Raw genomic sequence first — 17,632 nt, forward strand, 5'->3', positions numbered from 1 at the left:
AGTGACCCAGCGGAAGGTGTGAGTCGATGTCGGAGGAAAACCGGACCCAAGGTCCGCGGCAGCTGTTCGGAGATCTCGCGCCCGCGTTGGCCGGATACAGCGAGGACGTGCTGTTCGGGCAGGTGTGGGAGGACCCGGACCTGTCCGCGCGGGACCGCAGTCTGGTGACCGTGGCCAGCCTGATCACCAGCGGCAGCACCGACCAGCTCGCGTTTCACCTGGGCAAGGCGCGCGAGAACGGTGTGAGCGACAAGGAGCTGATCGCCACGGTCACCCACCTGGCGTTCTACGCAGGATGGCCCAAGGCCATGTCCGCGCTCACGGTCACCCGCAGCGCCCTGACCGACGAGTGACCTCGCCCGGCCCCCACTCGCACCAACGCGTGGTCAACCCCGCGACTTAAGGTATGCAAGGAGCACGATCATGGAGATCATCCAGCCTCCCGCGACAGTCAAGCTTCCGGCGCAGATGTTCACCGGAGACGCCTGGGCTGATGTGATCTACCGCGGCGAGGACCCCTCCCACGCGCGGGCGAACATGGTGCGCTTCGCGCCCGGCGCCCGCACCGCCTGGCACTCCCACGGCCTGGGCCAGACTCTCTACATCGTGGAGGGCATCGCCCTGATCCAGTCCCGTGGCGGCGACATCATCGAGGCCCGTCCCGGCGACGTGATCTTCACACCAGCCGGTGAGGAGCACTGGCACGGCGCGGCACCGGACCGGTTCATGGCGCACATCGCGCTGTGGGAGGGCGACGAGGTCGACTGGCTGGAACACGTCACAGACGACGAATACGCCGGCCACCGCCTTCCCGCCCGCACCCCCTGACATTCTCCGGGCGCACCCGCCGCGACCAAAGCAGCGGCGCCTGGCTCGAACCCCTGCACGAGGCCCCGAGGCCCTGGGCCGGTACGGAGATTGGACACCCCCGCATGAACCCGCAGTACACCTTCGACGGCCAGGTCGCCCTGGTCACCGGCGCCGCCTCCGGCATGGGCCTGGCCACCGCCCGCGCCTTCGCCCAATCCGGCGCCGCCGTCGTGCTCGCCGACATCGACAAGGACGCCGTCCAGACGGCGGCGAACGAACTCACCGACGCCGGCCACCAGGCCATCGGCGTGGTGTGCGATGTCGCCGACGAGGACCAGGCTGCGGCCATGGTCCGCAGCGCGGTGGACACCTACGGCCGCCTGGACATGGCCTTCAACAACGCCGGAATCCAGGCCCCGCCCTCGGACGCCGCCGACGAGAGCGCCGCGGAGTTCGACCGCGTCAATGCCGTCAACCTGCGCGGAGTGTGGGCTGCCCAGAAGCACGAGCTGCGTCAGATGCGCACCCAGGGCTCCGGCGCGATCGTCAACTGCTCCTCGCTCGGCGGGCTGGTCGGCCTGCCCGAGCGCGCCGCCTATCACGCCTCCAAGCACGGCGTGATCGGGCTGACCAAGAGCGCCGCGGTCGAGTACGCCACCAAGGGCATCCGCATCAACGCCGTCTGCCCCGGCGTGATCGAGACCCCTATGGTCGCCGACATGCTCGAAGGCCAGGCCGACGCCATGGCCGAGATCATGAGCCAGCAGCCCATCGGCCGGCTCGGCCAGGCGGAGGAAGTCGCCGCCGCCGTCCTGTGGCTGTGCAGCCCCGCCGCCAGCTTCGTGATCGGCGTCGCCCTGCCCGTCGACGGCGGATACACCACCCACTGAACCGCCACTCCCGACCCTGGCCCTGACTCCGGCTCGGCCACCGTCCGCATCACACCGCCACGTCAAGCGGCTGACGGCTGACAAGGTGCCGCCGCGGGGACGTGCATCAGCAAAGGAACTTCGTTATGGAGTACACCCGTCTCGGCACCACCGGTCTGAAGGTGAGTCGGCTCGCTCTGGGGTGCATGAGCTACGGCGATCCGACCGTACCCGGCGCCCACCCGTGGGCGCTGACCGAGGACAGGGGCGCACCGTTCTTCCGGCAGGCCGTCGAGCTGGGGATCACCTTCTGGGACACCGCCAACGTCTACCAGGCAGGCAGCTCCGAGGAGCTCGTCGGCCGTGCCATAGTCGAGTACTCCCGGCGCGAGGACATCGTCCTGGCCACCAAGGTCCGCGGCAGGATGCACGACGGACCCGGCGGTGAGGGCCTGTCCCGCAGGGCCATCCTTGAGCAGGTCGACGCCTCCCTGGCCCGGCTGGGCACGGACTACATCGACCTCTACCAGATCCACCGCTTCGACGACGAGACGCCGGTCGAGGAGACGATGGAAGCCCTGCACGACGTCGTCAAGGCCGGGAAGGTCCGCTACCTCGGCGCCTCGTCGATGTACGCCTGGCAGTTCGCCAAGCTCCAGCACGCCGCGGACCTCGGCGGATGGACCCGCTTCGTGTCCATGCAGAACCAGTACAACCTGCTGCGCCGCCAGGACGAGCCCGAACTCATGGCCATGTGCCGCGACATGGGCGTGGGGCTCGTGCCCTACTCGCCGAACGGGAAGGGCCGCCTCGCGCGGCCCGTGGGCGAGCAGAGCACCCGCTCCCGTACCGACCACGTCGTGCAGTCCTTCGACAGCCCTCACGACGAACCGGTCATCAACGCAGTCCAGCAGGTGGCCCAAACCCGCAGCGTCAGTATGGCCCAGGTCGCGCTGGCCTGGGTCCGGCGAAACCCGCTGGTCTGCGCCCCCATTGTGGGAGCCACCCAGCCTCACCACCTCTCCCAGGCCGTCGACGCGCTCGATCTCCAGCTGTCGAACGAAGAAGTGGCCGCCCTGGAGGAGCCTTACACCAACGCTGGACCATCCTGGTTCTGATCACCAGACCCGCCCAGGGCACGGCGGCGACGAGCGAGACGCTCCCGCGCGCCACACGCACGGTTCAGGTCCTCGGCGCTCAGATGTCCGAACGTCGAGGGTCCGACGCAGGCCGGCAGGGGTGCGAGCGCAGCCAGTTTCGACCGCATCTCCTGCGCGCCTCATCGCTCACACCGGGTGAGTTCTCCCGCGTGGAGCGGGCCTTGCGGTGCGAGGCCGCCCGCGAGGACAGGTCCGTGGCGGGCGCGTCGGGGCCACCGCCGCGGCGAGGCTCTCGGCAGCGGAATCGAGCTGCAGCAGCGAGACACCTTCCCAGCGAACTCGCTACCGCCCGACTCAGGTGCGGATCCTCACCGAGGACCGCAGGTCACAGGCCGGAAACCGTGCTGGTGGTCGCATCGTGGTCGCGGCCGCTCACCAGGGCGCCCAGCCACTAGCCTCCGCGAGTTGATCAAGCACCGACATCGTGGGAGCCGCAAGAACATGCGCAGGACACAGCGGAAGGCCGGATCTACCGCCGGTGCGGCTGCCGGGACGCCCACCGCCGCCAGCATGGCCCCAGCTGCCCCGGCCTCGCCGGGCAGGACCACGGGACCTGGTACTTCGCCGTCGACGTCCCCTCCGTCGCAGGCCGCCGCCGCACCGTGCGCCGCGGAGGCTTCGAAGACGCCTGGAGCGCCGAGGCGGCGCTGCGCAGGTATCTGGAGGGCCGCCGCCTGGGCTTCGACGCCGATCCCCATGAGACGGTGGCCGCCTACCTCACCAAGTGGCTCAAGAACATGGAAGTGCTGCTCAAACCCACCACCTACGCCCGCTACCGTACCTACGTACAGGGCGAGCTCATCCCCGTCTTCGGCGCTATACGCCTGGAGGAACTCGCCCACGACCACATCGCCGCCTACACCAACCATCAACTCGACCAAGGCCGCGGACGCTAGGCCGTCTACCACTGCCTCGCCACGCTCTCCAGTGCCCTCGGAGCAGCCGTTCGCACCCACCGCCTGCCCCACAACGCCGCCCAGCCCCTGCCCATGCGCAGGCCGGCCGCAGCGGAACGCGTCCCCTGGAGCGTGGAGCAGGCCGTCCAGTTCCTCGCCCACTGCCGTGACGCCGACCCCGCCTTCGCCGACCCTTTCGAAGTCATCATCGGCACCGGCCTGCGCAAGGGCGAAGCACTCGGACTCCAGCGCCGGTGCGTGCGAATCGGCGACCGCGTCATGTTCATCCGCCACACCCTCTCCGCCATCGACAACCACGAACTCGTCCTGACCGCACCGAAGACGAAGAAGAGCCGCAACTGGGTGCCCCTCTCCGACCGCGTCGCGGCGGCCCTCGAACGGGCCATGGCCAAAAGCCACCGAGGCGGGCAATGACCACGTCTTCCAGGGCCCCGACGGGTAGCCCCTCATCTCGGCCGCCGTCCGGGAGCGATTCCACCAGCTGCGCGAAGAAGTCGGCCTGCCGCACGTGACCATCCACGACCTGCGTCACCTCGCCCCCACAATCGCCCTGGAAGGCGACGTGTCGATGACCGTCGTCTCCAAGACGCTGCGGCACTCCACCCTGTCCACCACCGCGAACATCTACAGTCACCTGACCTGGGACGTCGCCCTCGCCGCGGTCCACACCATCGAAGCCAGGCTCCGCCTCATCGAGGCCCAAGCCCGCTGGGGCGACCTCCTCGACACCGCACGACCGCCGAACCCGCTGTTCAGCCACGCAGCCTGACGACCAGAAGGCCACCGCGAACCAGCGCTGACAACGCCGATCGCCAACAGGCAGGAGAAGCAGAACCGGCATCAACCCACGCGCGTCGCCCGACAAGGCAACTGGCGCCGTCGGGGCTTCCGTATGCCCAGAAACCGGCCGATCCGCACGGCCCGTCGACGGAAGGCCAGCCACACCGTGGGGTGATTACCGTCCGTCACGCCAGAAGGAGGCACGACCCGCTTCGGTGACGGTTGGTGTCCCGCGCAGGCAAACGACCCCGACATCACCTCAATCAAGTTCAGTAGCGTGCAGCTTTCAGCCCCAGGACGTCAACCCATGACTGAACGGGAACTACTCGGAGACCACTGGTCGCGAGCTTTTCGTGGGACCTCTCAACTGGTGCTCTACGGTGGCTCTCCACCTTCGCTTCGACCCTACGGCGAGCCAGTTCGGCGGCTCAGCGCCCTACGCGCCGCGGAGGGCCAGCACGCCTGTCTCCGTGCCTAGCAGCACCTGGCCGCCCGTCAGCACAGGCGAGGCGAAGTGCGGCAGCGTCCCGGTCCCCGCCGAGGTGAGCACCCGGCCGGTCGCCGGGTCGAGCGCGTAGAGCACGCCTTTCGCGTAGTCGGTCACCCATACTGCGCCGCCGCCCACGACCGGTGAGCCCGCGGCGACGACCGCAAACCGCCAGCCAGGTCTGGCCGAACCAGCGGCGTCCACGTCCACCCGGACCAGGCCGTCCGCGCACGGAAGGAAGACCGTGCTGCCGACCACCGCGGTCGCGCCGAAAGCACCGGGCGCGTCGCAGAGGCGGGCCTGTGCGACCTGACCTCCGACTCCGCCGAGATGGGCGGGGTCGAGGGTGTAGCCGTTGCCGCTCTTGCCTACGGCGAGCAGGTAGCGGCCTGCCACGGCCGGGGTGAGAGACCCGAGGTCCAGGTCATGGGCGTTGTCGGCGGCCCAGGTACTCGGGGCGAAGACGTCGGTGCGGGTCAGCTTCTTCGGGTCGAGGGCGACCACTGAGTCCGAGCCGTCGTAGTCGCCGCCGATGGCGGCGCCGTTGCCCACGGCGGTCATGATCGCCAGTCGGCCGCCCGCTCCGGCCGTCACCACCGGACCGCCTGGCGCCCAGATCCCGCCTTGCCGGGTCGTGGGGACGGTGTAGGAGAGCAGCGGACCGGCCCCCGTGGCAGCGGCGGAGACCACCGCGCCCACGTAGTTGCCGCAGTCGCCTTCCAAGCCTCCGAAGGCCACCAGGATCCGCCGGTCGTAGGCAGCCAGCGCGCCGCGCTGCTGGTGGTCCCCGGCCGTCCCCCGCGGCGGCTCCACCTCCCGGCGAACGCGGACCGTGCCGTCGGCTGGGTCGACCCCGGCCAGCAGGTGCCGCCCGCCCGCCAGTTCCGCCAGGACGAAGACCAGCCCGGTCGTCGGCTCGTAGACAGGCGTGCTGGTGATCCCGAGCGGGTCGATGTCGCCGCAGGGCAGCGAGGAGAGCGGGGCGGGCGTCCCAAGCCGGGTCCGCCAAAGGACGCGCCCGCTGCTCCGGTTCAACGCGTAGACGCTGTCGTTCTCCGTCGCCGCGATGACGACGCCCCGGACGAACAGCGGCTGCCCGTAGACCGCCCCGTCCAGCGCCGCCGACCAGCTCCTGGTCAGACGGGCGGGCGGCGGCAGGTCCGGCACGTCGCCACTGCGGGTCGCGTCGCGGTGGTAGGTCAGCCAGTCGCCGGGAAGCGTAGGCGGGGGCGGAGCGGCGCCTGGCTGGTACTCCTGCGGTGTGATCGCCGCTCCGCCGGGCGGCGGGCTCGGCGACCGGTGCGCAGACGGCGACGAATTCGTGCAGGCGGGCACGAAGGCGAGTGTGAGAGCCGCCAGTACGGCGAATGGGCGCAGCCCCCGCGGGAGGCGGCCGGGCGCGCGGAGGGCACCTCGGGCCCCGTGACGAGAGGGCATGATCTCAGTTTCAGCGTCCGGCCCCGTCACGGCGAGCGCGCCGCGCCCGGCGGCGGTCACCACGCCTGAGTTCCACCAGCTGGGACCACGACTCCAATAGACGTTGCACCTTATTCGGTACCCACGGGAAAGGAACATCTGACCAGCGCAATGCGGCCCATTCCTCGACTTTGACGGACAGGACAGCCTCAACGAAGTCAGTCGGCGGCAGGTAGCCGTGCGGTCTGCTGGTCCGGGCGCCGGGGTACCGTCCGCCCCGACGCGGTCCACTGCGCTGCGAGCGCGGAGTAGAGCAGAGTGGCGTTCTGGCAGTCGGCACTCGGTGATGGCCCTGGCGTCGGATCTGCTCTGGTCACACCCGTGAAACGATGCGGCAACTGTGCGCCTGCCGAGAATGTCATCCATGCAGTTCAGAGGGCTCGCGGGTGGATGCGGCAGGATGATCACTTGTGTTGCTTCGCTTTGCCCACTCGGCGGTCGCCCGTACCTTCGCTGCTGTCCGGCTGTTGCCGATGAGCGACCGAGAGAAGGACGCGGAGATCCTCGTTCTGCGTCATCAGATCACTGTCCTTAAGCGGCAGCTCGGTGGGGACAGGGTGCAGTTCGGTCCGGAGGACCGCGCGTTCCTCGCTGCGCTGTTGGCGCCGTTGCAGCGGGAAGCCCGGCCTGCTTTCGCGCCGTGCTAGTGAAGGGCTAGCCATGACATCGAAGGTCACGGGCTCTACATCGTGGAATGGCTGGCCACCTGGGGCTGCGTCTGCCGTGCGTGCCGCTCCATTTGCGGACGCGGTACCCCCCGAGCACAGCGCCACGACAGCCCGCAGTTCCGGCCGGTCCTCGAGGGCATCGGGCGCCCCGCACGGGTCCGGGCCAGCCGCGCACCCAGCCGAACAGGGTCTGGATAGGGCGTTCGGCTCCCGCGCCAACCGCGCCTACCTTCGACAATGATGACGCTGCTGAATTTTCGACCATCCTCATCAATGTCGTGGTGCCCGCCAAGCAGTCGAGGGCGCCGCGAAGCTGGATCCACCAGGCGGCTGGGAGGTCTGGGTCGTGGCGGAGGACGAGGGGGGCGGAGAGAGTAGCCAGGGTGCGGTCGAATAGGTCCGCGCGATACCTCCAGCCTTCGTCTCCCCACTGGTAACTGGCGCGATGTCGAGGCCGGGGCAGGAGCCCGCCAAGGCGACGGCTTCCGTGGTGCCGTTCCACCAGAAGGTGCCGTAGCTAAGGGTCGCTCGCGACGCGCAGCCAGGCCGCGGTCTGGTCGGCGTTCACGGGAAGGCCGAGGGTGCGGCCCTGTCAGCCCCACGCCTCGCCGTTCTGGCCTCTGGCATCCAGTTACACGCCGAGGGCGGCGCGGGCGTGCCCGTGGGCGGCGAGCATGCGCGTGCGGGTCCGGGAGGTGGGGACGGTGCTGTTCATCGGCTCGTCTCGGCGGGCGTGAAGTAGGGGGTCATCTCCGCCTGCCGGCTGGCGAGCGCGAGAAGCGCCTGTTCGTGGTCGGACAGAGCGAGGCGGTTCCAGTGATGGCGGACGATTGTGGCGAGGACCTCGCGCAGCCCCCGGTGGAGACGGCCGTCTTGGTCGGCTTCGGCGAGCGCCGCTCCCGCGTTACGGAAGGCCGCTGTCCAGCCGGCGGCGAAGTCGAGCGCTTTTGTTGCGGCGAACACCGGGCTGGAGGCGCGGGTGTCGAGGTGAAGGAGCTGGTGCAGTGCCTGTGTCATCCCGACGAGTTGGTCGGTTGCCACCTGGGCCGCTTCCCGGGAGCGACTGTCGGCGACCCGCTGCCAGACCTCGGCGCGCTCGATCGGGTCCAGCAGCGCGGCGCGGAGCATCGCGCTGCACAGCACGACGGACAGCTCCCGGCGCCCTGGGCGGGTGCGGCCGGTTCGGACGAGTCCGAGCACTTCGCGGCTGTCAGCTGCGAACAGGGTGTGCGCGATGGCCATAGCCTGCTGGCCGCCGAAGGCCAGGGTTTCGGGCTCGTACCGTGACCAGCGCCAGCGAACGACGTGTCCGTCGTCGGTGAGGTGGTCGAGGAGGTCTCCGAGATGGCGCACAGTCACCTCCGCTCCGCTCTCCGGGGCGGGTAGGCAGCGAAGCCGCCAGTCGGGGTGCTTGCGCAGGAACCACCAGCTGTCCAGGACCTTGACGGCTTGGAGGGCTTCGAGGTGGGGCATCAGGTGGGACACGGCCAGTGTCTCGGCTTCGGCCCAGTCAGAGAACCGCACTCGGGCCTGCACCCACGGCTCCGTCTGCCGCTGGCTCAGCGCGGCGCGGCCCGCAGCGCGGTAGAGCGCGACGGCGTCGGCGAGGTCCGGGTCGAGCGGGGCGGTGCTGGCCGCGAGGATCGCAAGGACTTGCTCCTCGGTCACTGGCACGCTCACCTGGGGCTCCAGGGGGAGGCAAGCAGGCAGGCGTCCCAGCCGGAGCGGGTGTCGCCGCGCTGCTGGTGGACGAGTCGGACCAGCGCCGCGCCGTCGGGGCCCTGGAGGAAGCCGTCGGGGCGGCCTGCGGGGGCTTCGCTCATACCCGCGCGGAGCGCGCTGAGTAGTGGCCGGAAGCCTTCTGGCTGGGCTGCGTCGGCGGCGACCCGGTGGACCGTCAGCAGCACACCCGCGAGGCCGTGGCACAAGCCGGACTCGCGGAGCTGGGCGAGCTGGCTGGGGTTGCTGAGCCCGGTGAGCAGTGCTGCCTCCACCGCCTGCTTCCGGGTGGTGTCGCCGAGAGCCATCGCGGCGAGCTGCTGCGCACGGACTTGGCCGGGCAGGCCGTAGCACCAGCTCGGCCTGGTCGGCAAGGTGCGGGGCAGCGCGTCGGTCCGGTGCCCCTGCAAGGTGATCCACTCCGGCCACCAGGTGTTCTGCGCGCTGGTGCAGCGCAGCGAGTGGAGCCAGACGAGGATGCGGTTGATCGCCTCGCGGTGGCCCTCGACGGTGAACCCGCGCAGCGCGGCGAGGGCCAGCAGGCCGAGGGGGCCGCAGATCCCGTGTGCGATGCCGGCGTTGCCGTGGCCTCCTGTGAACGCCTCACTGCTGCGGCCGGAGGGGTCGAGGTCGGTCCACCAGCCCGGGAGCCCGCCGGCGTGGGGGAGCGTCAGCCGCACCAGGTAGGCCAGGATCGCGTGCAGCCCTTCGGGGTCGGTGCCACGTTCCAGCAGCAGGACGCCGAGCCCGGTCAGGCCGTAGAGCAGGTCGAACTCGCTGACTCTGGCGTTGCGGTCGGAGTCGATGCGCCGGTGGGCCAGCTCGAGGCGATGGCGCACCACGGCGCCGATCTCCGCGTCCAGTTGGTCGAGCGCCCGTGCGTACCGGGTCGAGCCGAGCGAGGCAGTGTGGAGGACGAAAGCGACGGCGGGCGCGCCATAGAACAGGGAGGCGCGGTCGTCCACCACCAGTTCGTGGGTGCAGGCCCTCAGCACCCGGTGGGCGTCGTCCCAGGGGGCGAGGCTGAGGTGGGCGCGCTCTATCGCGAGGAGCGCTGAGCCAATGGCGCCATTGCCGAGGTCTTGGGCCAGCCAGGGGGCAGCTGGGCGCTGGTCGGTAAGCGTGGTCATCGGGTTGCTCCTTCGCGGGCGGTCCAGGACAGTGCGGCGGAGCGGGCCAGGCGCAGGCACAGGCTCTCCGACTTCTCGTCCGGGCCGATTGCCCGGATGTGGTGCATGTGCAGCAGGCTCAAGGCGGCCTCTGCCAGCGTCGGCCCGCCGGTTTCCCGCAGAGCGATCCGGTACGCGGCCAGGGCCTGGCCCCGGGCTGTCCACACCTGTGCCAGCTCGGCCCCGCCCGGCAACCGGCGCAGCGACGGGTAGGCCGGGTCGGCCGCGGCGAGAGCCATCGCGCGGGTGAGAACGTCCCGGGCCGGGTGCGGGGTGTGCGCGGTGTTGACGGCCTTCACCATCCAGCGGGCGGCCTCGGAGGCGTCGCCAAGCAGCCATGCAGTGAGGTCGAGCAGGCTCGCCGCCGTGACCGCTTCGGCCGGTGTGCCGCTGGCGCTCTGGAATGCGGCCTGCGCCAGCGCCGCGGCGGAGTCCGCGACAAACACTCCTTCCGCCGCAGACATCGCGCGGCGCTCGCCGTAGCGGCCCGTCTCCGGCTGGTATCCGTCCCACACGGCGCGGCTGGCCAGGCCGAGCGCGCGCAGGTCATCGACCCAGGCGGCGACCCGCTCGGCCAGCGATCCGAAGTCCTCCGGCGCGGAGATCGGGAACCGCAGGCGAAGGTGCGGCTCGGGGTCGCGGTAGCGGATGAACCACCAGGTCGGCTGCCCCAGCTCCGGCAGGTGGCTGGCGAGGACGGTGTCCGCGTGCTCGGGATGCCCGTAGAGCTTGAGCGTGGACCAACCCACTTGGCCGGGCAACTGAGCGCTGCGCGCGCCGAGCGGGCGGCGACTCAGCGCCGGGCGCGGGCGCGGGGACTGGGTGGATCCGAGCGCCAGGGTGAGGGCGTGCGCGCGGCCGTCACACCAGCCGAAGACCTTCGGGTCTGCTGCCTCTCGGACCGTCACCGTCGGGTCCCGGGTCAGCGCGGCGTGCAGCAGCTCGGCTTCGCCAGGCTGGTCAAGGTCCAGGCGCAGGCGTCGGTCGGCACCGCCGATCTCGACCGCCGGCGGCACCTGATAGTGCTCCCGCCAGGCCGCGATCCCGTCGGCCAGGTCCTCGCCGGTCACGCGCCAGCGGGCGGGGGCCAGGATCGCGCGGCCGTGCCGCACACGTGGGAGATAGGGCAGAGCGTCGGCGGCTCCCCAGTCGAAGGGGGCGAATGCGGCCGTCCGCGCTCTGGGCAGCTCAGCCAGGAACCGAGCCAGCGGGTGGGTGCGGTGGACCAACTCGACCGCGCTCAGCAGCATCGGCTCGACGACCGACCCGCTGTCCAAGTCGACCAGGTAGAGATGGTGGGCGTCCGCGCCGACGCCGAGCATGTCCACGGTCAAGCCGCCGCGCGGAGCCGACTCCCCGACCGCGAGGACCGGGAGCAGCGCGGGGACACGGGTGACGCTGCCGGTCGAGACGGTGAGCGGCGGGCTGGAGATCTGCACCTTCGCCGCGCCGGCCACGACGGTCGCAGCTGCGGCCACGGCTGCCTCGAACCGATTGCGCTCCCGATGGTCGAGCAGGTCGAGGAACCGGCCGGCCGCCGCCCCGGCGCAGGGAACGACGCCGTCGATGCTGATCGTGAAGTCTCCGCTGTCGACGGCTTGGCGGGAGATGGCGTGCAACTGTAGACGCATGTCCAGATGCGGCAGTTCGTGGTAGCGGCGGTTCGGGCGGCGCTGGTCCAACCCCACGATCTGGGCCTCGGTCAGCTCCACCTCATGCCGGTGCTCGTGCGCTGCGCGCTGCGCGAGCGCGAGTAACTGGCGGTCCCGCGCGCTCACCCCGGCCGTCGAGCTAGGGGTGAGGGCGCCGCGGTATCCGGCGGGCCACCCGAGTCCGAGGTTCGGGTCGACCAGGCGCAGCAACGGCACCAGCGCGCCGGTCCCGTAGCGGTCGAGGAAGCGGCGGTGGAACTCCGCCCACGCGCGCGATCCGTCAGGGCGGGCCGTGAGCCGGGACAGGAGATCGGCCGCCCGCTCCGCCTCCCGCACGATCCGGTGCGGGAGCGTCACCTGGGCGTCGAGGTGGAGGTCGACATCGAGGGGCTGCGCAGAGCGCGGGGACAGTTCGGTCATCGCTGCCTGCGCTACGGCGCGAAGCGCCGCCTTGCGTCCAGCAGGGGCACGGTCATGACGCAGCATCAGGTGATGCACGGCCCGTAGCCCGGCCACCGTCGCTGTGGTGGCGGGCGGGGCATCGCCGGGAGCCTTCTCGGCCTCGACCAGGAGGTGGCGGACCGGGTCGGTGGCGGTCATCGGCGGGTGCGCGCTGGTGTGGAGCAGCCCGGCGGTGACGAGACCGCGCACCAGGGCAGCAACTGGCTCGGGCTCCGCCCCGGAGTGCTGCGCGACGAGCACCGCCACCAGGTCGGGGAACGGGATCGGCTGCTCGGCCTGCAGGAGGGCTGCGCGGACCAGCGGGATGCTTCGCACGCTCATCTCCCCAGGGGCCGCGTCCGGGCCGTCTGCCGGCCGGTAGGGGAGCACGAGGCGGTCGCCGCGGACCGTCACGGAAGCGTCGGCCGTGACCAGCAGCCCCGCCAGGACGTCTGGTTGTGCCTCCAGTACGTCGGCCATTGCGCGGACCCAGTTCGCGTCAGCACGAGCCCGCACCCGGTGGCGTTCTCCCCAGACCACGTGCGCGTGTTCGCCGACCGTGGCGGGGGTGATCCCGGCGACCAGGCCGAAGGGGGTCGGGCGGTGCTGCTGGCGCAGAACGTAGCGGTGCAGCGCGAGCGCGGCCCGGCGCACTAGCCGCGGCGCGAGGGTTGTCCCGTTCGTGACCGCTTCCAGGCGGGCGGCCAGCTGGGGGCTGGCGGCGGACACCGGCTCCCGCACCGCCGCGTGCGCCCAGACAGCGGTGATCCAGTCGCGCAGCGCCGCACTGTCGGCGTCCGGGTCGCCGCTGCTGGCCGGACGCGCGGGCAGGTCGAGGCCGGACGGGAACACGGTGGACCGGAACAAGGCCGCACCGAGGTACTGGTACATGGATCGCTCCCTTCTCGGGTCTCGGTCGGTCAGGGGCCGTGGCGGCACCGGAGAAGAGGTGCTCCGGTGCCGCCACGAGCGAGCGAACGGGGTCAGTCGTTGTCCCCGCCGCTGGGCGGCGTGCAGCCGGCGCAGGCGCTCTCGCCGGTCGAGCCGCAGTTGTCGCTGGTGTCGTTCATCAGCTCGCCGATCGCCGGGCCCCGCGCGGCGAACCTCACGTCCAACGTGAAGTCGACGACGGGCACGGCGGCGGTGATCCTCTGGGACATGGCGTCCTCCTTGACGATCAGCGATCTCGGGGTGGGGATGTTCAGTCGGTGACGCAGCCCGCGCAGGCGCTCTGGCTCGTGGAGCCGCAGCCGTCGCTGGTGTCGTTCATCAGCTCGCCGACGGCCGGGCCCTTCGCCGCGAACAGCACGTCGAGGTCGAGGTCGAGGGTGGGCGAGGCGGTGATGCTCTGGGTCATGTCGTCCTCCAGGAACGGTTGATGGTGAGTGTGGTGGTACACCTGGCCCCAGATCAGCTGCTCTTGGGCCAGGAGATCGTGAAGCGGAAGTTCCGGCGGTCGACCACTCGGCCGGCGGCCAGCTCCGCATCGGGTGTGCCGGCGCGGTAGGCGCGGATCTCCGGGAGCTGGCCCCGGTGCTCGCGATCCCACACGCCCATCTCCGCCGTGAGGCGGTCCGCGGCCTCCTGCGCGGCCGGGCCGTGGCCGACTGCGCCGAACTCCCATTCGCTGCGCTCTTCGTTCGCCTGGCGGAGTGCCATGTAGGCGAAGGAGGTGCCGCCCCAGACGAGCGCGGACAAGCCCATCGGCGACCAGGCGGCCACCAGGTCGCTCTTGCGCGCTTTCGCGGTCGCGGTGAGGCGGGCGTAGCCGTCCAGCGCGGTGGCCAACCACAGGTCCAGCGGGTCGTAGGACTTGCCGGACTCGATCGTGAACCCGGACCAGCTCTCCGCCTTCGGGCCGGCGAACGCAGCCCGAAGTGCGTCGCCGTCCACCTCCACGGTGGGGTGGTCGAGCCGCAATCCGACCTCGTTGCCTTCCTCGTTGTGGAGGAACAGGAGCGTCTGCTGCTGGGCGTCGTCGCCGCGCATCGGGACGAACCCGCAGAGCTCTGGGTCGCGGGCGACCAGGTGGTCCCCTTCGCGGGTGAACGACAGCGAGCGGGTCAGGCCGCGCAGCCGCAGCGGCAGCACCATCCGCGCGTCGGTCGCGTCGAGCTGGTCCACCAGCGCGACGGACAGGTCCGGCGCCTCCACGGTGATGACGATCCGGTTGTACGGTGCGTGCTCGGGTACACCGTGCGCGGCGTCGGCTACGAGGGCGCGGACGTGCCCGTATCCGGCGGCGGGCAGGAGCTTGCGGGCGCGCTCGACCACATCCGGGTCGATGTCGATCGTGGTCACTTCGCCGCGGGCCTGCTCGTCCGGCGTTTCCGGCTCCTCGACGGCCAGTTCGTACAGGTAGGCCGCGTTCACCCCACCAGAGCCGACCTCCAGCACCCGGTTCCCGGCCTTGACCCGCGCCTGCTCCAACTGCATCGCCTGGATCCGTGCTGCGCTGATTGACGACAGCGACACTCCGTTCTCGTCCCTCTTCGTCACCAACGCCCGCTCGGCCTCGTACGCCATCTCGGGCTCGTCCTCGGGAACGAACAGGTGGCGGGGGACGGCGCGGATCGCACGTTCGACCCGGGGGCTGCGGATCGCGTCCAGGTCGACGAGGCGGCGGATCAACTGCTCGCGCAGTTGCTCCACGTCGTTGCTGGTGGCGGGACTGGTCATGAACGGGCCTTTCTGGATTCGAGCGGCCGGGCGCGGTGCGCGCCGGTCAAGGGTGTTGTGGGGGCGGGCCCCCAGCGGGGGATTTCGGGCTCGCCCCCACCTCGGCCGCCTCGGCGGTTCCCTCCCGCGCGGAGCCACGCGCCTGCCTCGGGGCCGGGTGTTGCCCCGGACTGCAGCTGCTGGTGAACCAGCGGCAGCCCGGGAACCAGGGGGCGTCTCAGCTCGCGGCCGGTATCGGCCGGGCGGCGCGAGGGGTGAACGCGTCCGGCCAGGTGCCGGAGTGCCTGCGGCCGGTGCTGGCGGGTGAGTCGCCTCCGGGACGGCGGTGGGGGAGCGGACCGGGCCTGGCCGGGGTGCGCGAGGTGACGAGGAACCAGTCCCCCTCGCGAAGCAGCTCCTCAACGACGATCTGACGGGTGATCTCAACGAGGTGGATCATCTCTCCGCTGTAGGTCACCACGCCCTGCGCCTGGCCTTTGGCGAGCTGGTCGAGCACCAGGGACCAGCCGGGCCGCTCAGCCAGCGGCTGTTGGCGGTCCCTGTCGCGGATGGGGGCCGTTGCCAGCATCCAGTCCTGTCCGGTGGCGAACCGGGCGCAGTGGCCCATGAGGAGGTCTGCGGCGTCGTCCTCGGCGGTGCAGACGTAGACGATCACGGCTGTGCGTTGGCTGGTCATGGCAGATGCCTTCGTGTCGGGCGGCGGACAGGGGCTAACTCGCTCATGTGTGCCTCGGGTTGCGAGCAGGGAAGCGCGGGGCGGGTCACCGACCCTGAGTCGGTGCAGTTGGAGTTCGCCACGTCCTGCACGTTCTGGGCTGAACCGATCACACACCGCCACGCCCCGGGGAACAATGACCCGGGGCGATCCAACACCGATCCCACGCCCCGGGGAGACGCCCGTGCTTGACGAGCCGCGGAACGATATGCGTGAACGGCGCAGGGCATCCGGCGTGCGTTGGGCGCAGTTCGCCCGCGCAGCGGGCTTCGCCGAGGCATACCTGCGTAACGTCGAAAACGGCAACCGCGCCCTGACCGCCGAGGTAGCTGCTGCCTATGACCGCGTGCTGGGTACCGGCGGAGAGTTCTCCGAGTCGTTGGCTGCGGCAGTCGCCGGTGGGGCGAAGGACGCTCCCTGGGACCGAGACGGAGGCATTGCGGTATTGAGCGAGCTAGTCGACGGAGGCAGGGGCGTGGATCGCCGCAGCTTCCTGGCGTCCGGCGTGGCCCTGTCCGTTTCGGCAAGCAACTGGGCGCGGACGCTCGACGTGAGCCGGCAGGCCGTCCTTCTTGCGGGCGGCACGAGGCAACTGAACGGCATTGATGATCGGCTCGACGAACTTCGGCATCTCGATGACGAACTGGGCAGCGGCGAGGTCCATCGACTGGCGCGCGGCGAGCTTCTGTACGCGGTGACGTTGATCAAGACAGGGCGCCACACGGGCGCATCGCTGGACCACCTCTACAGCCTGGCCGCAGAAGCGGCCAGGCAGGTCGCCTGGAGTGCCTTCGACCAAGGTCGGCCGGGTGTTGCGCAGCGGTACTTCGACGGTTCACTCCGGGCCTCTGCTATCGCCGGAGATCCGGTCAGCGGGGCCTACACACTCTCCTTCGCGGCGATCCAGTGCTACTCGACACCGCAGCAGGCGCAGCGCGCAGTTTCGCTGCTGGAGACAGCCCAAGAGAAGATCAAGCGGAGGACCACCCCGCGGATGGGGGCGATGCTAGCCGCGCGTACTGCTCGCGCCCTGTCGAAGACTGGAGCGAAGAAGGAGTGTGCCCGTCAGTTGGCCACCGCTCGCGCCCTGCTGGACAAGGGCGTGCACGATGACGACCCAAGGGCGCTGTACTGGGTGGACTACGGCGAGATCGAGATGATCGCGGGCTCCTCTGCACTGCAACTGGGAGACCCGGAGGAAGCGCTACGCTGCTTCCAGGCCGCCATGTCCGCCGCCTATCCGGGCGATGATGAGTACCCACGCAGCCATGCGATCTACATGGCTCGCGCCGCCGAAGCGCACATCGCACGGCATGACCTCGACGCCGCCGTGGCCAGTGCTCGCCACGCTGCCCGCTGCCTCGGCATAGTGGATTCGGCGCGCTCCGCCTCTGAACTGGCCGGCCTTCGAAGCCAACTGGCCAAGCACACCGCGCACCCGGCAGTGCGCGACTTTCTAGGAGTCGGTTAGTCCCAGAACCGAGCGGAGCTGCGCGGCGGCCACCCGCTCGTCCAACGCGTGCAGAGTGCTGAACCCCAGTCCGTGCGCCGCAGCCAAGTTCTCCTCGCTGTCGTCCACGAACAAGCACTCCTCTGCCGCGAGCCCGAACTTGTCGAGGACCAACCGGAACACGGCTGGGTCCGGCTTCCGTACTCCGTGCTCCGCCGATAGCACCACCTCGTTGAACAGCCCAGGGAGGTCGAACCCGGCGTACGGGTCATATGGCTCCCGGCCGAGGCTGTTCGACACCACTGCCGTTTTGATGCCGGCAGCGCGTGCCTGCTTTGCCACCCGCAGCACCAGGTGAGCAGGAAAGGCGTCGTGCAGGTAGCGGGCCATCAAGTTGTCGGGTTCGACGTCCATCAGGGCGGCGAAGCCGACGTTCCAGTCGGTCTGCGAGATCTCGCCCAGCTCCAGGCGGCGAAACAGTTCCTGTCCACGTTCGTCTGCCCAGGCGCGGAGAAAGGTGCCCCGCCGAATCTTCTCTCGGTCCTCGAAGGATGTGATCACCTCAACCATGTTGAAGGTGAGTACTCCGAAGAAGTCGAAGATCAGCCCACGGAACTTGGGCGTCGTTGCCATCGCCATC

The 17,632-nt window shown here is 70.4% G+C and carries 18 protein-coding genes; 8 read left to right on the top strand and 10 right to left on the bottom strand.

From position 1 onward, the window contains the following. Nucleotides 1-26 precede the first annotated feature (26 nt). The 7 genes from ABH940_RS16945 to ABH940_RS16975 all read left to right on the top strand — a co-directional run bounded on the left by ABH940_RS16945 (nt 27) and on the right by ABH940_RS16975 (nt 4,525). Nucleotides 27-353, top strand: coding sequence for a carboxymuconolactone decarboxylase family protein (locus ABH940_RS16945; protein ID WP_370105555.1), 327 nt, complete (start codon nt 27-29; stop codon nt 351-353). A gap of 70 nt (nt 354-423) precedes the next feature. After that, nucleotides 424-828, top strand: coding sequence for a cupin domain-containing protein (locus tag ABH940_RS16950; protein WP_370105556.1), 405 nt, complete (start codon nt 424-426; stop codon nt 826-828). A 104-nt stretch (nt 829-932) separates the two neighbouring features. Next, nucleotides 933-1,700 (top strand): glucose 1-dehydrogenase, encoded by a 768-nt coding sequence (locus ABH940_RS16955; protein ID WP_370105557.1) that lies wholly within the window; start codon nt 933-935, stop codon nt 1,698-1,700. Nucleotides 1,701-1,825: 125 nt separating this feature from the next. Beyond that, nucleotides 1,826-2,797 carry an aldo/keto reductase gene (locus ABH940_RS16960; protein WP_370105558.1) on the top strand — a complete coding sequence of 324 codons (972 nt, stop codon included), beginning with the start codon at nt 1,826-1,828 and terminating at the stop codon, nt 2,795-2,797. Between the two features lie 644 nt (nt 2,798-3,441). Beyond that, nucleotides 3,442-3,735 carry a hypothetical protein gene (locus tag ABH940_RS16965; protein WP_370105559.1) on the top strand — a complete coding sequence of 98 codons (294 nt, stop codon included), beginning with the start codon at nt 3,442-3,444 and terminating at the stop codon, nt 3,733-3,735. A gap of 93 nt (nt 3,736-3,828) precedes the next feature. Beyond that, on the top strand, nt 3,829-4,170 hold the full coding sequence (locus ABH940_RS16970; RefSeq protein ID WP_370105560.1) for a tyrosine-type recombinase/integrase: 342 nt from the start codon (nt 3,829-3,831) through the stop codon (nt 4,168-4,170). Nucleotides 4,171-4,204: 34 nt separating this feature from the next. Beyond that, nucleotides 4,205-4,525, top strand: a complete 321-nt coding sequence (locus tag ABH940_RS16975; protein ID WP_370105674.1) for a tyrosine-type recombinase/integrase — start codon at nt 4,205-4,207, stop codon at nt 4,523-4,525. A 447-nt stretch (nt 4,526-4,972) separates the two neighbouring features. Here the strand turns inward: ABH940_RS16975 and ABH940_RS16980 are convergent, their stop codons facing one another. The 9 genes from ABH940_RS16980 to ABH940_RS17020 form a co-directional block, all read right to left on the bottom strand. Next, nucleotides 4,973-6,460, bottom strand: coding sequence for a PQQ-binding-like beta-propeller repeat protein (locus ABH940_RS16980; RefSeq protein ID WP_370105561.1), 1,488 nt, complete (start codon nt 6,458-6,460; stop codon nt 4,973-4,975). Nucleotides 6,461-6,903: 443 nt separating this feature from the next. Then, nucleotides 6,904-7,176 (bottom strand): hypothetical protein, encoded by a 273-nt coding sequence (locus ABH940_RS16985; RefSeq protein WP_370105562.1) that lies wholly within the window; start codon nt 7,174-7,176, stop codon nt 6,904-6,906. Nucleotides 7,177-7,878: 702 nt separating this feature from the next. Further along, nucleotides 7,879-8,847: a thiopeptide-type bacteriocin biosynthesis protein gene (locus tag ABH940_RS16990; protein ID WP_370105563.1), complete on the bottom strand. Its 969-nt coding sequence runs from the start codon at nt 8,845-8,847 to the stop codon at nt 7,879-7,881. Then, the gene (locus tag ABH940_RS16995) at nt 8,844-10,016 is read right to left on the bottom strand and encodes a lanthionine synthetase C family protein (protein ID WP_370105564.1); all 1,173 of its coding nucleotides are present in this window, start codon (nt 10,014-10,016) and stop codon (nt 8,844-8,846) included. The genes ABH940_RS16990 and ABH940_RS16995 overlap by 4 nt, the downstream gene beginning before the upstream one ends. Beyond that, nucleotides 10,013-13,039: a lantibiotic dehydratase gene (locus ABH940_RS17000; RefSeq protein WP_370105565.1), complete on the bottom strand. Its 3,027-nt coding sequence runs from the start codon at nt 13,037-13,039 to the stop codon at nt 10,013-10,015. Before ABH940_RS17000 ends, ABH940_RS16995 begins: the two co-directional genes overlap by 4 nt. Before the next feature lie 92 nt (nt 13,040-13,131). Then, a complete protein-coding gene (locus tag ABH940_RS17005) occupies nt 13,132-13,308 on the bottom strand; it encodes an FxLD family lanthipeptide (RefSeq protein WP_370105566.1) in 177 nt (58 codons plus the stop codon). A 41-nt stretch (nt 13,309-13,349) separates the two neighbouring features. Continuing rightward, nucleotides 13,350-13,505 carry an FxLD family lanthipeptide gene (locus ABH940_RS17010; RefSeq protein WP_370105567.1) on the bottom strand — a complete coding sequence of 52 codons (156 nt, stop codon included), beginning with the start codon at nt 13,503-13,505 and terminating at the stop codon, nt 13,350-13,352. A 53-nt stretch (nt 13,506-13,558) separates the two neighbouring features. Further along, entirely contained in the window at nt 13,559-14,827 is a 1,269-nt protein-coding gene (fxlM, locus tag ABH940_RS17015) for a methyltransferase, FxLD system (protein ID WP_370105568.1), read from the bottom strand. A gap of 217 nt (nt 14,828-15,044) precedes the next feature. Further along, on the bottom strand, nt 15,045-15,503 hold the full coding sequence (locus tag ABH940_RS17020; RefSeq protein ID WP_370105569.1) for a hypothetical protein: 459 nt from the start codon (nt 15,501-15,503) through the stop codon (nt 15,045-15,047). A 223-nt stretch (nt 15,504-15,726) separates the two neighbouring features. On the opposite strand from ABH940_RS17020, the gene ABH940_RS17025 reads away from it, so the two are divergent. After that, nucleotides 15,727-17,013, top strand: coding sequence for a helix-turn-helix domain-containing protein (locus ABH940_RS17025; protein WP_370105570.1), 1,287 nt, complete (start codon nt 15,727-15,729; stop codon nt 17,011-17,013). Here the strand turns inward: ABH940_RS17025 and ABH940_RS17030 are convergent. After that, nucleotides 16,999-17,631, bottom strand: coding sequence for an HAD-IA family hydrolase (locus ABH940_RS17030; RefSeq protein ID WP_370105571.1), 633 nt, complete (start codon nt 17,629-17,631; stop codon nt 16,999-17,001). The genes ABH940_RS17025 and ABH940_RS17030 overlap by 15 nt on opposite strands. Nucleotide 17,632 lies beyond the last annotated feature (1 nt).

It is taken from the genome of Streptacidiphilus sp. BW17, from assembly GCF_041262485.1.
Classification (GTDB): domain Bacteria; phylum Actinomycetota; class Actinomycetes; order Streptomycetales; family Streptomycetaceae; genus Streptacidiphilus.

Excerpts from the sequence above, each read along its gene's own strand:
- ABH940_RS16945 (WP_370105555.1), top strand. The coding sequence starts at position 27 with ATGTCGGAGGAAAACCGGACCCAAGGTCCGCGGCAGCTGTTCGGAGAT.
- ABH940_RS16950 (WP_370105556.1), top strand. The coding sequence starts at position 424 with ATGGAGATCATCCAGCCTCCCGCGACAGTCAAGCTTCCGGCGCAGATG.
- ABH940_RS16955 (WP_370105557.1), top strand. The coding sequence starts at position 933 with ATGAACCCGCAGTACACCTTCGACGGCCAGGTCGCCCTGGTCACCGGC.
- ABH940_RS16960 (WP_370105558.1), top strand. The coding sequence starts at position 1,826 with ATGGAGTACACCCGTCTCGGCACCACCGGTCTGAAGGTGAGTCGGCTC.
- ABH940_RS16970 (WP_370105560.1), top strand. The coding sequence starts at position 3,829 with ATGCGCAGGCCGGCCGCAGCGGAACGCGTCCCCTGGAGCGTGGAGCAG.
- ABH940_RS16980 (WP_370105561.1), bottom strand. The coding sequence starts at position 6,460 with ATGCCCTCTCGTCACGGGGCCCGAGGTGCCCTCCGCGCGCCCGGCCGC.
- ABH940_RS16995 (WP_370105564.1), bottom strand. The coding sequence starts at position 10,016 with ATGACCACGCTTACCGACCAGCGCCCAGCTGCCCCCTGGCTGGCCCAA.
- ABH940_RS17000 (WP_370105565.1), bottom strand. The coding sequence starts at position 13,039 with ATGTACCAGTACCTCGGTGCGGCCTTGTTCCGGTCCACCGTGTTCCCG.
- ABH940_RS17005 (WP_370105566.1), bottom strand. The coding sequence starts at position 13,308 with ATGTCCCAGAGGATCACCGCCGCCGTGCCCGTCGTCGACTTCACGTTG.
- ABH940_RS17010 (WP_370105567.1), bottom strand. The coding sequence starts at position 13,505 with ATGACCCAGAGCATCACCGCCTCGCCCACCCTCGACCTCGACCTCGAC.
- fxlM (WP_370105568.1), bottom strand. The coding sequence starts at position 14,827 with ATGACCAGTCCCGCCACCAGCAACGACGTGGAGCAACTGCGCGAGCAG.
- ABH940_RS17020 (WP_370105569.1), bottom strand. The coding sequence starts at position 15,503 with ATGACCAGCCAACGCACAGCCGTGATCGTCTACGTCTGCACCGCCGAG.
- ABH940_RS17030 (WP_370105571.1), bottom strand. The coding sequence starts at position 17,631 with ATGGCGATGGCAACGACGCCCAAGTTCCGTGGGCTGATCTTCGACTTC.